At 71.6% G+C, this 14944-nt stretch carries 8 protein-coding genes; 5 read left to right on the top strand and 3 right to left on the bottom strand.

Annotated features, from left to right (window positions below; genetic code table 11):
- Positions 1 to 182: 182 nt before the first annotated feature.
- From ABT340_RS09140 to ABT340_RS09125, 4 genes are all read left to right on the top strand, one after another.
- Positions 183 to 1355, top strand: coding sequence for a glycosyltransferase family 2 protein (locus ABT340_RS09140; RefSeq protein ID WP_352010154.1), 1173 nt, complete (start codon positions 183 to 185; stop codon positions 1353 to 1355).
- A gap of 12 nt (positions 1356 to 1367) precedes the next feature.
- Positions 1368 to 3092 (top strand): glycosyltransferase, encoded by a 1725-nt coding sequence (locus tag ABT340_RS09135; protein WP_352010153.1) that lies wholly within the window; start codon positions 1368 to 1370, stop codon positions 3090 to 3092.
- Positions 3093 to 3168: 76 nt separating this feature from the next.
- Complete coding sequence (locus ABT340_RS09130) at positions 3169 to 6810, top strand: bifunctional glycosyltransferase/CDP-glycerol:glycerophosphate glycerophosphotransferase (RefSeq protein WP_352010152.1); 3642 nt, start codon at positions 3169 to 3171, stop codon at positions 6808 to 6810.
- Positions 6811 to 6874: 64 nt separating this feature from the next.
- Positions 6875 to 7384: an NUDIX domain-containing protein gene (locus ABT340_RS09125; RefSeq protein ID WP_352010151.1), complete on the top strand. Its 510-nt coding sequence runs from the start codon at positions 6875 to 6877 to the stop codon at positions 7382 to 7384.
- 87 nt (positions 7385 to 7471) lie between these two features.
- Here ABT340_RS09125 and ABT340_RS09120 read toward each other — a convergent pair whose 3' ends face one another.
- Positions 7472 to 10396, bottom strand: a complete 2925-nt coding sequence (locus ABT340_RS09120; RefSeq protein ID WP_352010150.1) for a M36 family metallopeptidase — start codon at positions 10394 to 10396, stop codon at positions 7472 to 7474.
- 322 nt (positions 10397 to 10718) lie between these two features.
- Positions 10719 to 12791, bottom strand: a complete 2073-nt coding sequence (locus ABT340_RS09115) for a beta-propeller domain-containing protein (protein ID WP_352010149.1) — start codon at positions 12789 to 12791, stop codon at positions 10719 to 10721.
- 85 nt (positions 12792 to 12876) lie between these two features.
- On the opposite strand from ABT340_RS09115, the gene ABT340_RS09110 reads away from it, so the two are divergent.
- Positions 12877 to 14442: a succinic semialdehyde dehydrogenase gene (locus ABT340_RS09110; protein WP_352010148.1), complete on the top strand. Its 1566-nt coding sequence runs from the start codon at positions 12877 to 12879 to the stop codon at positions 14440 to 14442.
- A gap of 268 nt (positions 14443 to 14710) precedes the next feature.
- Here the strand turns inward: ABT340_RS09110 and ABT340_RS09105 are convergent, their stop codons facing one another.
- Positions 14711 to 14866, bottom strand: a complete 156-nt coding sequence (locus ABT340_RS09105) for a hypothetical protein (RefSeq protein ID WP_352010147.1) — start codon at positions 14864 to 14866, stop codon at positions 14711 to 14713.
- Between the last annotated feature and the right edge of the window lie 78 nt (positions 14867 to 14944).

Here is a 14944-nt window from a genome sequence, read left to right as displayed (position 1 = left end):
CCCGGCTCCGCCCGGGGGGTTTCGGCGCGTTTATGGCCCGGGTCTCGGCGGGGGGTGTGGGGGGGGGGGGGTTCGGGCGCCGCCCCCCCCGGCGCCCCCCCCCCCCCCCCCCCGACCTGCTCGCGCCGATCGACGAGCGCTCCGTCTGCCCCATCGGGTTCCTGCCCGCCGCGGACGGACCCGTGGCCGAACTGACCGCACGCTCGGGGGCCTACGAGATCGCCGCCGGGGACGTCGTGGTGCGCGTCCCGCCGTCCGGCGCCCTCACCGACACCGACGTCTCCCGGCTGCGCGGCCTCGCGGGCGTCACCGTCGACCTCACAGCGGATCCCACAGTGGATCCCGGGGGCCTCACCGGGAGTGCCGCCGAAGCCCTCGGCCTCGCCCGTACGGTCTGCGGGCTGGCCGCCGCGGGTGTCCCCGTCGTCGCCACCCCCACCGGGGCCTGGCGCGACCTGCTCGGCGCCGAACTGGCCGACCTGCTGGACGGCTTCAGCGTCTCCCGGCTGACCGACGCCCTGGACCGCGAGCAGTACAGCGTCAGGCTGCGGCGCCTCGCGCTCGACCTGCACGGCGTCGAGGGCAGGTGGCGCTCGCTCGCCGCCGCGCGAGGCCTGCGCGTCCCCGGGCCGGGGACGGTCTCCGTGCTGCTGTGCACGCGGCGCCCCGACATGGTGGGCTTCGCCCTGCGGCAGGCGGGCAGGCAACGCGGCCCCGAGGTCGAGGTCGTCCTGACCCTGCACGGCTTCCGGGCCGACCACCCGGACGTCGCGGCGGCCGTCGCCGCCCACAAGGGGACGATCACCGTGATCGAGGCCGACGCGCGCATGGTCTTCGGAGAGGCGCTCAACCAGGCCGCGGAGCGGGCCTCGGGCGCCTGGCTGACGAAGATGGACGACGACGACTGGTACGGCCCCGGCCACCTGTCGGACCTGCTGCTCGCCCAGCGGTACTCCGGCGCCGACCTGGTCGGGTCCGCGCCCGAGTTCGTCTACCTGGAACGGATCGGCGTCACCGTACGCCGTGACATGGCCACCGAGCTGTACACCGGCGTCGTGGCCGGCGGAACCATGCTGCTGTCCCGTGCGGCGTTCGACAACGCCGGAGGCTTCCGCCCGATCCCGCGCACGGTGGACGGCCAGCTGCTGCAGTCGGTCACCGCGGCCGGAGGCAGGGTCTACCGCACCCACGGCCTCAACTACATCCTCCGGCGCCGGGAGGCCTCAGGCCACACCTGGCAGGAGCCGATCAACGCCTTCCTGCGGTCGTTCAGGCGGCAGTGGAGGGGATTCCACGCCAACCCCCTGATGGAAACGGAAGCGCTCTCCACGACCGGAGAGCGCGACAAGGCATAGATGAAGGGGCCCATGAACATGCACGACTCGCGCGCCCGTCCGGTGCGGGGGGCGCAGCCGCTGATCCGGCTCAACGACTTCGGCGTCGTGACACCCCCCGTGCTGGGAGCGTGGACGCCGAGCCGTACGGTCAGCGTCGTCGTCCCCGTCCACCGCAGCCGTACTCTGCCGCTGACCCTGGCAAGCCTGGCCGCGCAGAGCTATCCGAGCCACCTGATGGAGGTCGTCGTCGTGGACGACGGCGCCGAACCTCCGTTGCCGCTGCCTGAGATCGTCCCGGAACGCACCCGCCTCGTGCGCAGCCGTCCCGGCGGGTGGGGGCGCGCCTGGGCCTGCCAGAGCGGGGCCGACGTGGCCGAGGGCGAGGTCATCCACTGGCTCGACGCCGACATGGTCCTCTTCCGCGAACAGGTCGAGGCGCAGATGCGCTGGCACCACCTGGCCGACTACCTCACCGTGCTCGGCACGTTCAAGATGGTCGCGACCTGGGACCCGGGCCTCACCCCGGCCGAGGTGCACGCCGCGGTGAGCGCGGGCACCACGGAGAAACTCTTCGAGGACGCCTCCCCGGAGGACGCGGGGGACACAGGGGGTGCGGAGAGCAACGTCACCGACACCTGGACCAGCGAGTACATCGAGCGGACCGCCGGGCTTCGGGAGGCGCGCTTCGAGGCCTTCAAGGTGCACGTCGGCGCCAGCGCGTCCCTGCCCGCCTCCCTGCTGCGCCGCGCCGGGGGGATGGACACCTCCCTGGTCCTGGCCGAGGACACCGAACTCGGCTACCGCCTCGCGCAGGCCGGCGCCGTCTTCGTCGCCGACCGGGAGTCCCGCAGCCGCCACCTGGGCGCCTCCACGGTGATGCGCAGGGAGCAGGAGGTCAAACGGCACAACTGGGTCTTCCTGGCCAACCGGGTGCCGACCTTCAGGTGGCTGCGCAAACCCCCGGTCAGGCAGTGGGCGGTGCCGTACGTCGAGGTCGTGGTCGAGGTGGGGGACGCCTCCTACGAGCAGGTCCGCGCCACGGTCGACGGGTTCCTGCGCGGCTCGGTCGCCGACGTCAGGATCGCCGTCGCCGGGCCGTGGTCCGCCCTGCGGGACGGGCGCCGCGCGCCCCTGGACGACCCGACCGTCGACCTGCGGCTCGTCCACGAGCTCTACACGCACGAGAGGCGTGTCGAACTCGTGGAGAGCGTGGCGGAGAGCGCCTTCCCCGCCCCCTTCAGATTCGCCTGCCCCCCGGGCTGGGTGCCCGCGGCCGACTGCCTGACCCGTCTCGTACGGCTGGCCGACGACAACGGCTACGGGCTGGTCTCCCTGGCGCTGGCCGAACGGAGCGACACGGGAGCGGGCGGGGTGGTGGCCGCCAGGCTCGAAAGGACGGCCGCCTTCGGCCGCGCCGGACTGCTCGCCGAGCGGGGCGGCGGCCCCGAACTGGAGGACCTCGTCGAGGCCACCTTCGGCACGCAGTGGCTCGACGGGGAGACCTGGGGCCTGCTGCCGATGGAACGGGCCGAGGAGAAGAAGCCCGCCAAAGCCTCCGCCAAAGCTTCTGCCAAGACCTCCGCCAAGGCGAAACGGCGCAAGCGGAAGAGGACCCGGCTGCGGGCCGTACTCGCCCGCACCCCCGCCCGGGGGCTGTACCGCTTCCTCAGCAGGGCCGCCAGGAGGGCGCTGACCGTCGCGGGCATCCGCCGCAGCAGGCACTCCCGCTCCCGTGGCGGGAGCCGTCCGGGATGAGAACCGGGCAGACGACATTCAACCGGGCAGGCCGGAATGCCGGATCCCGTCCACTCCAGCCATGGGAGTCCACACCATGCCAGCTCTGAGTGTGATCGTTCCGATCTACGACGTGGAGCCGTACCTCGCGGCCTGCCTGGAATCACTCGCCTGCCAGACCTGGCGGGACATCGAGGTCGTCATGGTCGACGACGGGTCCCCCGACGCGGGCGCGGAGATCGCCGCGCGGTTCGCCGAACGGGACGGGCGCTTCCTGCTGGTGCGCCAGGCGAACGCCGGGCTCGGCGCGGCGCGCAACGCGGGACTGCGGGCCGCCTCGGGGGAACTGTTCGCCTTCGTCGACAGCGACGACATGCTTCCGCCGTACGCGCTGGAGACCATGGCGGTCGCCCTCGCCGAGAGCGGTTCCGACCTCGTCACGGGCAACGTGCACCGGTTCAACGGCAGGGGAGCCTGGCAGTCGAACATGCACCGCGACGCCTTCGCCGAACGTCTCGCCCGCACCCACGTCACCCGCGCGCAGATCCTGCTGCGGGACCGCCTGGTCACCAACAAGCTGTGGCGGCGCTCGTTCTGGGAGAAGCACGGGCTGCGCTTCCCCGAGGGCGTGCTCTACGAGGACACCTCGGTCGCCCTGCCCGCCCACTTCCTCGCCGAGGCCGTGGACGTGCTCGCCTGCCCGATCTACCTGTGGCGGGAGCGGGACGGTGACTCCCTGTCCATCACCCAGGACCGCGCGCACGTCAGGGGCGTCGAGGACCGCTTCGCCTCGGTGCGCGCCGTACGGGACTTCCTGCTCACCACCGGGCGCGCCAGGCACGTGCCCGCCTGGGACCTGACCGTCCTCGACGGCGACCTGCCGGTCTTCCTGCCCGCGCTGGAACGGGGCGGGGAGGACTTCCGGCGGCGCTTCCTCGACCTGGCGCGCGAGTATCTCGACGACGCGGGGCCGAAGGTCTTCGCGCGGCTGCCCGCGCAGAAACGGGCCCGCTGGCGCCTCGTCCGCGAACGCCGCATGTCCGAACTGATCGAACTCCTCGAATGGGAGCGTACGGCCCCGCCGGACGCCAAGGCCGTCAGGCGCCGCGGCCGTCACCACCTCGCCGCCCCCGTGCCGCTTCCCTCCAGGGTGACCCGGCTGCGCGGCGAACTCGAACCCCGCCAGCGGATCGACGACGTCCGCTGGGAGGCCGGCAGGCTCCACGTGCACGGCCGGGTGACGCTGAGGTACCTCAGCCCGCGCGAACGCAGGCACCAGCACGTGTTCGCCTGGTTCGTCAGGCGGGACACGGGCCGTGGCGTCAGGGTCCCCGTCTCCGTCTTTCCCGCCGACTCGCTGGTCTCCCGCGAGGAACAGGACTGGTGCGGCTTCAGCCTCTCCGTCGACGCGGACGAACTGGCCGCCGGGACGGACTGGCACGTCGACCTGTGGATCGTGCACCGCGGCATGCTCAGGCGGGACCGGCTGCGCAGGCACGGCCCGGTCGAGACGCCGATCCGCCACCACGAGCCACGCCCGGGGGTACGGCTGTGGCCCCACTGGACGGAGTCGGGGGAGTTCCGCGTCCGCGTCGAACGCGACCGGCTCGTGGTCACCGGATGCTCCTTCGACGACGACCGGCTGCTGCTGGCCGGCCACGTCGCCGACGACCCGGGCCCCGACCCCGTGCTGCTGGTCTCCCACGCCGGAGGCGGGGCTGTACACCGCTTCCCCGTCGACGTCATGGGTGAACGCTTCCTGTCCATGGTCGAACTGGGCGAACTGCTGACCTCCCGGCTGCCCGCGCTGCCCGCCTCGAACCCGGAGGCCACGCTCCTCGACGTGCCGGCCGAGTGGCGGATCGAGGTCGAGGGGGCGGGCGCGGGCTCCGTCGCCGCCGACCCCGTGGCCGGGAGCCGTCACAGCCACGCGGGCCGCGACCTCACCGTGGGCCCCTCCCTCTCCGGGGCCCTCGTCCTGCGTGCGCACGCCCACGCCTACCACGTCCTGCGGGCCGAGTGGACGCGGGACGGCGACCTGGAACTGACCGGGACCGCCGCCGGGACGGAACCCGCCCACCTGGTCGTGACCTCACGCAGCCGCTTCGACGAACACACCTTCCCGCTGCGCGTGTCCTGCGGGCGCTTCACCGTCACGATCACCCCGGGCGAGGTCGCCACCCTCGCCGGACGGCTTCCCCTGCCCGCCGGGGCGTACGGCCTGGCCGTACGGGCGGGAGGACGTGAACGGCGGCTCCTGTCACGTCTCGGCGGGCCGGTCACCCACACCGGGGCGTGGCGCGAGGTGACCTTCGACACCGGTGGGGACGGCGTGCCCACCCTCACCGTGGGCGGCGACCTGCGCGGCGAGGGACAGGGCGTCAGGGACAGAAGGGTGCTGCGCGACCGGTTCCACGTCCGGCTGCGGGAGGAGGAGCCGCTGCGTGAGGCCGTTCTCTTCGACAGCCGCGCGGGCCGGGGCTTCTGCGGCGACCCCAGGGCGATCTACGAGGAACTGCGGCGCCGGGGGACCGCCCTTGAGTTCCTCTGGCACGTCAGGGACCGTCAGGTGACGCTGCCGGAGACGGTCACGCAGGTCGCGACCTCGACCCGCGAGCACTTCGAGGCGCTGGCGACCTGCAGGTACGTCGTCACCGACGGCTCACTGCCCAGGTGGTTCCGGCGAAGACCGGGACAGGTGGTCGTGCAGACCTGGCCCGGGGCCACCCCCAAACGGGTCGGCTTCGGCATCGACAGGGGACCGCTGGCCGCGCCGATCCACATGGAACGGCTGACCAGGGAGGTCGGGCAGTGGACCCACCTGGTCACGCAGGGACCGTGGAGCACCCGGGTCCTGCGTGAGGCCTTCCGCTTCGAGGGGGAGGTGCTGGAGACCGGCAGCCCCCGCGACGACGCCCTGGCCCGCCCCGGCTCCGCTGTCCCCGGCTCCGTGGCGCTCGATCCCGGGGCGCCCCTCGGCCTGGTGGCGCCTCCGGAACCCATGACACCCCCCGGCCCCGGGGCCTCCGGCTCCGCGGTATCCGGGCTCGTGGCCTCCGGTGCCTGTGGTCCCACGGCCTCTGGTCCTGCCGCCCTTGGTGCCGCCGCGGCCGTCAGGGAACGGCTCGGCCTGCCGGAGGGCAAGAAGGTCGTGCTGTACGCGCCGACCTGGCGCGACGACAGATACCACGGCAAGGGCCGTTCCCGTTTCGACCTGCGTCTCGACCTGTACCGTCTGTGGCGCGCCCTCGGCGACGACCACGTGGTCATGGTACGCAGGCACCCCAACACCTTCGACCGGATTCCCCGGGCCGGGACGGGGTTCGTCCTGGACGTCACGGCCTATCCCGACATCCGGGACCTCTACCTGGTCGCCGACGTGCTCGTCACCGACTACTCCTCGGCGATGTTCGACTTCGCGATCACCGGACGGCCCATCCTGCTGTACACCTACGACTTCGAGCACTACCGGGACGAGGTACGCGGCTTCTCCTTCGACCTGGAGTCCCTGGCCCCCGGGCCGTTGCTGCGCACGACGCGGGAGGTGGCGGCGGCCGTACGCGACCTCGACGGGGTGCGGGCCGACTACGGCGAGCGCTACCGCGCCTTCGTGACGGACCTCCGGCCCCCGGCCGACGGCGCGGCCGCCGCCAGACTCGTGGACAACCTCTTCGGCCACCGCCCGGAGATCGACATCCCCCGCCAAACCCGAAAGGCCATCCACGAACGCCCCTCGTGACGGCTCGGAACGGGTGGGCTCCCGGCGATGTGAAGAGTCGGCAGGAGAAGGGAAAAATCACCCGATGACCGATCCCACAGTCCCGGCCGCGTCGTCCACCTGGGTCGAGCCGGAGATCTACTACGCCGGGCTCGCCACCGTGCACGTCGCCGCCGGTGCTCTCATCACCGACGAGAACGGGCATGTCCTGCTGGTCAAGCCCAACTACCAGCCCTACTGGCTGGTCCCCGGGGGGATGGCAGAGGAGGGCGAGGCCCCGGAGGACGCCTGTGTCCGCGAACTCGGCGAGGAACTCGGGATCTCCATCCGGCTCGGCCGGCTCCTGACCGTGGACTGGGCTCCGCCGTACGGGTATCGCACGCGTCCCCTCGTCCACCTGTTGTTCGACGGCGGAACGCTGAGGGACACCCCCATCCGCCTGCAGACCGCCGAGCTCGACGACCACGCCTTCGTGCCCGTGGACAGGGCCGTCACGATGCTGTCCTCCGCCACGGCGGCCCGGATCCCCGCGGCGCTCGCCGCCCGCGAGCGGCAGACCACCGTCTACCGGCCAACCGGCGTCCGAACGGGCTGAAAGCCCCCGAGGTTCGAGGGCTTTCAGCGGCGCGTCGGAAGGTCAGGGGCCGGAGCCGCCCTTCCCGGCTCCGTCGGACAGGACGGTCTAGCGGGAGAAGGCCTGGAACTCGGCGGCCCTGAGCTGGTCCCGCAGGGGGCTGGCGGTGGCGCAGTCGGTCGAGGAGTTGGGGTCGTTGTCCTGCTCACCGGCGTAGAGCGGGTTGCCGGTGCACTGGGACGAGACGGCCCGCAGGGTCAGGTGGGTCGCGGTGGTCGCGGGGATGCGGAAGGACTTGATGATCAGGTCCGAGGCGCGGGGACGCGGCAGACGGGTCTGGAAGGCGTCGGCGGGGCTGGTGTAGACGACCGAGTACGACGCGGGGGAGGAACAGTCCTTCCTGGTCGCGTCGCAGGCCAGCACCTCGAAGGCGCGCAGGGCGCTGAAGCGGTTCTGGCCGCCGGGGTCGGCGGGGTCGTTGACGTTGGGCCGCAGCAGGGAGCTGACCTGGACCCTGCGGATCGTGACCGGCGCGGTCCCGGCCAGGTCCACGGTCACCGACCTGCCCTTGACCGGCCCGGTGAGCGAGGCCCAGTCGGTCGCCTCGGTCTCGTCGATCAGCTTGGCCTGGTTCACGCCGTCGCCCGAGGCCGTCGCGCCCAGGGCGGCGGAGGCGTGGTTGCGCCCCAGGACCGACGGCACGGCCAGCGTCCTGCCGGGCCGTACGGTCAGCTTGAGGCGGGTGTGGCCGAAGCCCTCACCGACCACGAGGAAGCCGTAGGTGCCGGGGGTCAGCTCCGCGGTGTCGCCGAGCGGGGTCGCCGGGTCGGTGTCGGCCACCGGTACGGCGCGGCCCTCGTAGTCGCCGACGTACAGGCGCAGCTTGGCGTCCCCGGCGCCGACGAGCGGGCCGAGCCGTACCTTGCCGTTCCTGCCCTCGGGGTCGACGAAGCTGGGCGTCGGGTCGGGGTCGCCGGGGCCGTTGCTCGCCGCGCCCTTGCCGAGGCCGTGCTCGGCGAAGGCCCGCCACATGATGTCCTTGTCCCTGCCGCCGAAGCGGATGGCGTCGGCCGCCAGCAGAGCGTCACGATGGTCGACGTAGCTGACCGACCCGGAGGCCATCAGCAGCAGCGCGTCGAAGGAGACCTGCGCCCAGCGCCGGTTGCCCGGGCAGTGGTTGACGGACAGGACGCCGTCGGCGCAGGCCCGCTGCTGGGCCGGGACGCCCTTGCCGTACTTGTCGACGAAGGCCTGGCGCACGTCGTACTGGGTGGCGGTCCAGATCTCACCGTCGGCGTGCACCTGCTGCCCGACCAGGTCGTAGGCGATGTCGCTGTAGTTGAGCGGTGACTTAGACATGTCGTAGTTGCGGATTCCGGCCTTCTTGTCGCCGGTGACGTAGCCACCCGTGACGTACGGCGTGTCGCCCGCGGGGCGGAAGCCGTTCTCGAAGAGGTACTCCATGGCGAACAGGTCGGAGGTGCTCTCGTTCATGGCACCCGCCTGGGCGCCGCTCCACCCGGCGTCAGGGCCGCCGACCATGCGGCCGGAGATGGCGTGGGTGTACTCGTGCCCGATCACCGACATGTCGTAGTCGCCGTCCACGCACGGCGCGTAGAACGAACCCGCGATGGGCTGCCAGAGGTACATGTTGGTGATCGGCGCGAGCCCGTCGGGGCCGGTGATCTGGTTGGCGTTGTCGCGGACGGTGAGGTCCCTGGCACCCGCCTGGGCGTTGCCCTGCTCGGGGTCGCCGCCGAGGCCGCCGCGGTCGCCGTTGTCGCTCTGCATGTTCCACGCGGTCTCGGTGAAACCGAGCTTGTAGGACCAGTCGTGCATCCGGTTGTGCATGACGTGCAGGTTCGCGATGGCCGCTTCGAGGTCGGCCTCGCCGGGCCGGTCGAAGGTCGCGGGGTCGCACTTGGCCTTGTACCACGTGTTGGTCCACGGGTAGGCGTACTCGCGGGAGGGCGTGGCCACGTTGCTGCGGGTGCCGACGGTGTAGGGATCGTTGCTGGCGCGGTTCTCGAAGGTCTTGGCGGAGTTGCCGACGCTGGTGCCGCTCGGCGTGCCCGTGGCGTGGTCCACGTCCCAGGCCTTGCCGGTCGCGGCGTCGCCGACGGGCGCCAGGTCACAGCCGCGTCCCGGCCTGAGACACCAGGTCACCCGGTTGTCGGTCGAGGAGTAGTCGGCCGGAGGGTTGGCGGTGAAGCCCTTCCAGCGCGGGTTGTCCGGCTGGAAGGCGTGGTCGACCAGGTTCTCGCGGGTGAGGATCTCGCCGCTGACCGCGTCCACGTGGGTGGTGTAGGCGGCGGCCTCACCCTGGCCGCCACCGATGAGGGTGACCTGGAAGGCGCTGTGCGTGCCGTCGGGGGCGGGCACCGCGACGAGGGTGACCTTCTTCACGCTCGCGGTGGCCAGGTCGATCGCACCGTCGGCGGCGGCGACCTCAAGCGCCCGCTGCTCGGTGATCCTCGCGGCGGGCGGCGCCGCGCTCGAACGGGCCAGGGTCGAGGTGACGTGCAGGACCTTGCCGTCCACCACGCCGATCGCGACCTGCCCGTCCACACCGGCGGACAGGCCACCGAACCGCTGCCGGAGCAGTACGGCGTGGCCGTCCCCGATGGGGTTGGCCGCGACCTTCTCCAGGGCGTCCACCTCCTCGGTGGACAGGCCGAAGAGCGGTTCGTTGGCCTTGAGGTAGGCGCGGGCGGCCTGCTCGGGGTCGGCGCCGAGACCCTCGGCGAGCGGTACGACCCCCGCGGCCGTGTCCAGCGCGCCGGTGACGACGGCCGGGGTGCCCAGGGAGTTCCAGCGGATCGTCGCCCCCGCGGCCTTGGCCAGCGAGGCGGGCGGGGCCACGGTGCCCCTGCGGTTGTCCAGGTCGGGCTTCTCGTGCTCCTCGGCCTGGAAGTCGTGCGTTCCCTGGGCCTGCCCGCCGGGCTTTTCCTGGGCGAGTCCCGGGAGGGGAAGTGCGAGCGCCGCTGTCGCGGCGGCTATGACGGTGATGCGTAACCAGGGTTTGGTCGACACCGATCCTCCTGCGCAGAGTTGGCCGTCGTTGGCCATGCGGCACGTGGGTCACGTGCGTTGCGCAAGAGGTAACACCCCCCGAAGTGACCTGACAAGATCTTGTAAAGGGGGATATGTCCGTGTAAAAGCACGTCCCAGCGGGGCCGTGAAAGCACGTCCCGACGGGCGGTGAAAGAGAGTCCCAGCGGGCTGTGAAAGCGGGAAAAGGCCCCGGAACCGTGACGGCACACCCCAGGCCGCGAGTCGAGGGGTCCAAGAAGACCAGAACGCCGTGGGGAAGCCGGCACGCCCCGGGGGAAGGCCGGGGCGTGCCGCCGTACCGTCAGTCGAACGGGATCCAGGACCGCTCGGCGAGGCCGTCCATGGCGTTGACCTTCACGCCCTGCTCGGAGAACGTCCACAGGCCGTCGCCGATGACGACCGCGCGGCGGACGGTCGGGTCGAACAGGATCGGCTCACCCTTCTTCACGGGCTTCGGCTTGGGGTGGACGACGGTCCCCGTCCTGGTGACGGCGGAGTCGTCGATCTTGAGGACCAGCGCGGAGCCGGTGGTGTTCGCCGTACCGTCCCAGGTGTTCAGCGGCAGCACCGCCATGCCCGTCTTCGCCCAGTACAGGAAGGCGTGCGGGTCCCACTCGGCCTCCGAGCCGGAGTCCTTCTGGAACATCTGCGACAGACGGCGCGGGTTGGCCGGGTCGCTCACGTCGAAGAGCGAGACCTGGGTGCCGAGCGTACGGCCCTCGGTGTTCGCCTCCTGGCCGATGCCGATCAGCCGTCCGTCACCGGCGGGGTGCAGGTAGGCGGAGTAACCGGTGATCTTCAGCTCGCCGGTCTTCCTCGGGTTGGCCGGGTCGCTCAGGTCGAGCGTGTAGAGCGGGTCGACCTGCTTGAAGGTGACCACGTAGCCGACCGGGCCGATGAACCTGACCGAGTAGATCCGCTCGCCGTCGCCCAGGCCGCCGATCTCGCCGACCTTGGCCAGCGTGTCGTCCTTCAGGACGTGGACGGTGCTCGAACTGTTCTCGGCGGAGCGGAAGACGGTGGAGTTCGTGGTCGTCGCGACCCGCAGGTGCCCCTGGTACTCCGACATGGCGTACTGGTTGATCAGCCGTCCCGACACCTTCCCCGAGGCGACGTAACGGGGCGCTCCCGGCGCGCTGATGTCGAACCGGTGGATCTCGGTCTCCTCCGGCGGCTGCTTCGGCGTCTCCTCAGGGGTGGGAGTCGGGTCGGCCGACGGATCGACCGGGGGAGCCGACGGGTCCTCCTGCGTCGGCTCGACCTGCGGAGCCTGCGCGGAGCCGCTCTCGGCCGGGGTGCCGGTCGGAGCGTCCTCCATCGGGACGACGTCGTCGATCGGCCTCGGCCACCACCACCAGCGCGGGTTGCTGGCCACGTACAGGCTGGTGCCGGTGCCGTACACCGTGTCGCCGTCGGCGGCGACGCTGATCGGCGCGGTGTCGGCGAGCCCCTGGGACAGGTCGAGGGTGTGCACGGTCAGCAGCGAGGTGCCGGTGTAGTCGTCGGGGTGGCTGACCCGCTCACAGCCGACCGACTTCTTGACGGAGACACCCTTGGCGTCGGCCGTCTCGAACGTCGGCAGCCACGCCGTGATCGGCGCGCCGTTGACGGTCGCCCTGTTCTTCAGGGTCCTCTCCTGCTCGGAGAGCTTGGGGCCCAGGTCGGGGAAGGGGATGTCGGGCTGGCTGCGGACCACGATCCGCACCGTCGAGCCGATCATCCTGGCGTCCACGTGCGAGCCGTTCGGGGTCAGCGAGCCGATGACCTTCGGCTCCCCGGACAGGTCGACGAGCACGTAACGCGGTCCCGGGCTCGGCGCCTGCTTGGCCACGGCGCCGTAGGGGATGATCCCGCCGCCGGAGAAGAGCACCAGCGCCCTGTCCCCGCTGACCAGCAGGTCGGCCGGGGCCCACGACTGCTCGGGGCTGACCAGCTTGAGCGTTCCGGTGATCTTCTTGGTCGCGGCGTCGATCACCCGCAGCACCCCGCGGTTCACCGTGATCACCCGGTTGCCGTCGGTCTTGACCATGTCGGGTTCGTCGACCCCGGCCTCGTGGGTGTTCGTGGTCGAGTGCTCCTGGTTCGCCTGGTCCTGCCCCGACCCGATGGCCTTGGCCTCGGCGACGTCGGAACGGGCGTACATGATCTGCGGCCCCCCGAACCCCCACGGACCGACCTGCTTGGCCGCCGCGGCCCGCAGCCCGGCCAGCATGTCGTCGCAGCCGCTGTAGGAGACCAGTTTGACCTTCCCCAGCTCCACGACCGGTGCCGTACGGCTCTCCCCGTCCGCCGACCCCGTCGAACCGCTGCACCCCGTGGTGAACAGCGCGGCGGCGAGAGTGACGGCGCCCGCCGTACGAATGGATGTCCTCATGCCCCCTACACGGATCGTCATCGCGTCCGGTTCATGCCATTACCGCCCGGTAGTCAGCGGCGGTCACCCGGAATACTCTTCGAACATGGCTGTCACTGTCGGTGTGAACCGGACCCTCGACCCGGCGATGATCGCACGCGTCGTTCAGCAGGTGACCTCCGGTGGAGGGAAACGGACGATCGTCGCGCCGTTCACCGAGGAACCCCTCGCGGACATGCCCGTCTCGACCGCGCAGGACGTCCGCGCCGCGTACGCCAAGGCCCGCGCGGCCCAGCGGGAGTGGGCCGCGCTGCCGGTGCACGAGCGGGCCAGGCCGTTCCTGCTGCTGCACGACGCCATCCTCGACCGGCGCGAGGAGATCCTCGACGTGGTCCAGTGGGAGACCGGCAAGGCCCGCAGGCACGCCTTCGAGGAGGTGCTCGACGTCGCGGGCTGCACGCTCCACTACGTACGGCGCGCGCCCGCCCTCCTCGCCCCCCGGCGCAGGGCGGGCATCTTCCCCATGGCGACCAAGGTGACCGAGACCCGCCACCCCAAGGGCGTCGTGGCGCTGATCTCCCCGTGGAACTACCCCCTGTCCCTCGGGGTGACCGACCTCGTCCCCGCCCTGCTCGCGGGCAACGCCGTGGTCCACAAGCCCGACACCCAGACCGCCCTGTCCACGCTGTGGACGATCGACCTGCTCGTCTCCCTCGGGATGCCCCGCGACATCTGGCAGGTCGTCCTCGGCGAGCCTGACGAGGTCGGCGACCCGCTGATCGCCGAGGCCGACTACGTGGCGTTCACCGGCTCGACCCGGGGCGGCAGGAAGATCGCCGAGGCCGCCGCCTCCCGGCTGGTCGGCTGCTCCCTCGAACTCGGCGGCAAGAACCCGATGATCGTGCTCGACGACGCCGACCTCGACGTGGCCGCCCAGGGCGCGCTGCGCGCCTGCTTCACCAACGCCGGGCAGCTGTGCATCTCCATCGAACGGCTCTACGTCCACGACGCCGTGTACGACGCCTTCGTCGACCGGTTCGTCCGCCAGACCAGGAACATGAAGCTCGGCTCCGGCCTCGACTGGGCCGTGCAGATGGGCTCGCTCACCTCCCGCCGCCAGCTCGACGCCGTCTGCGCCCACGTGGACGACGCCGTCGCCAAGGGAGCCGAGGTCCTCGCCGGAGGAAAGGCGCGCCCCGACCTCGGCCCGCTGTTCTACGAGCCCACGATCCTGACCGGCGTCGAGGACGGCATGGCGCTGTGCCGTGACGAGACCTTCGGCCCCGTCGTCTCCGTCTACCGCGTCGGCGACGAGGAGGAGGCGGTCGAGCGGGCCAACGACACCGCCTACGGCCTCAACGCCTCGATCTGGACCGGGAACCTTGCCCGGGGCCGTGCCCTCGCCGCCCGGGTCAAGGCCGGGACGGTCAACATCAACGAGGGGTACGGCGCCGCCTACGCCTCCTACGACGCGCCCATGGGGGGCATGAAGTCCTCCGGCCTGGGTCGTCGTCACGGCTCCGAGGGCCTGCTGAGGTTCACCGAGGCGCAGACCATAGCCAGTCAGGCCTCCTGGCTCGGCTTCGAACCCATCCTCGGGATGACCTACGACAAATACGCCGACACCCTGACGAGCCTCCTGAAGACCATGAAGAGGTTCCACCTCAAGTAGAGCACCGTCCCGCCCACACCTGGTCGATCCGCTCAGCATCGGCACGAGCCGGACCGTCGCCGATACACCGGCGGGTACGGCAGGCCGTCCCGATGCCGCCCGGTCGCGAAGGCACCCCCTCGGCGATCAGCAGGGCGACGCGCTCGTCCAGCGCCGATCGGCTCAGCCGCGCGCGAGGGCGCCTTTGGTCGTCGGTGGGTTCGCACCCGGTCCCGGCGGCGCCTTCGGAGGTCAGCGCGTTCCTGCCGCCCCGCTTCCACAGTGCGTGTCACTCGTAGGCGGATGCGCGGGTGATGTTCAGCGGTCGGGCCACCCGCGGTGGCGGGATCTTTCCGGCGAACATGTCCGCGGCCTGGAACCGCAACGCCTCGCGCCGGTCCCGTTCTCGCGCGGACAGTCCTCCGCTTCTATCGGAGAATCTCATGCTTCCAGGCTGCCACCTGGACAAACGGCCTATAGCAGGCACCCGCCCTCGGATCACGCCCACATTTCCCGATCAGTA

Source organism: Streptosporangium sp. NPDC000239, from assembly GCF_040300765.1.
In the GTDB taxonomy this organism is placed as follows: Bacteria; Actinomycetota; Actinomycetes; order Streptosporangiales; family Streptosporangiaceae; genus Streptosporangium.
This window is presented reverse-complemented; position numbering and strand designations above follow the sequence as displayed.

What these genes read in the sequence shown, in the direction of transcription:
- ABT340_RS09110 (WP_352010148.1), top strand. Translation starts at nt 12,877, where the DNA reads ATGGCTGTCACTGTCGGTGTGAACCGGACCCTCGACCCGGCGATGATC.
- ABT340_RS09135 (WP_352010153.1), top strand. Translation starts at nt 1,368, where the DNA reads ATGAACATGCACGACTCGCGCGCCCGTCCGGTGCGGGGGGCGCAGCCG.
- ABT340_RS09105 (WP_352010147.1), bottom strand. Translation starts at nt 14,866, where the DNA reads ATGAGATTCTCCGATAGAAGCGGAGGACTGTCCGCGCGAGAACGGGAC.
- ABT340_RS09115 (WP_352010149.1), bottom strand. Translation starts at nt 12,791, where the DNA reads ATGAGGACATCCATTCGTACGGCGGGCGCCGTCACTCTCGCCGCCGCG.
- ABT340_RS09130 (WP_352010152.1), top strand. Translation starts at nt 3,169, where the DNA reads ATGCCAGCTCTGAGTGTGATCGTTCCGATCTACGACGTGGAGCCGTAC.
- ABT340_RS09125 (WP_352010151.1), top strand. Translation starts at nt 6,875, where the DNA reads ATGACCGATCCCACAGTCCCGGCCGCGTCGTCCACCTGGGTCGAGCCG.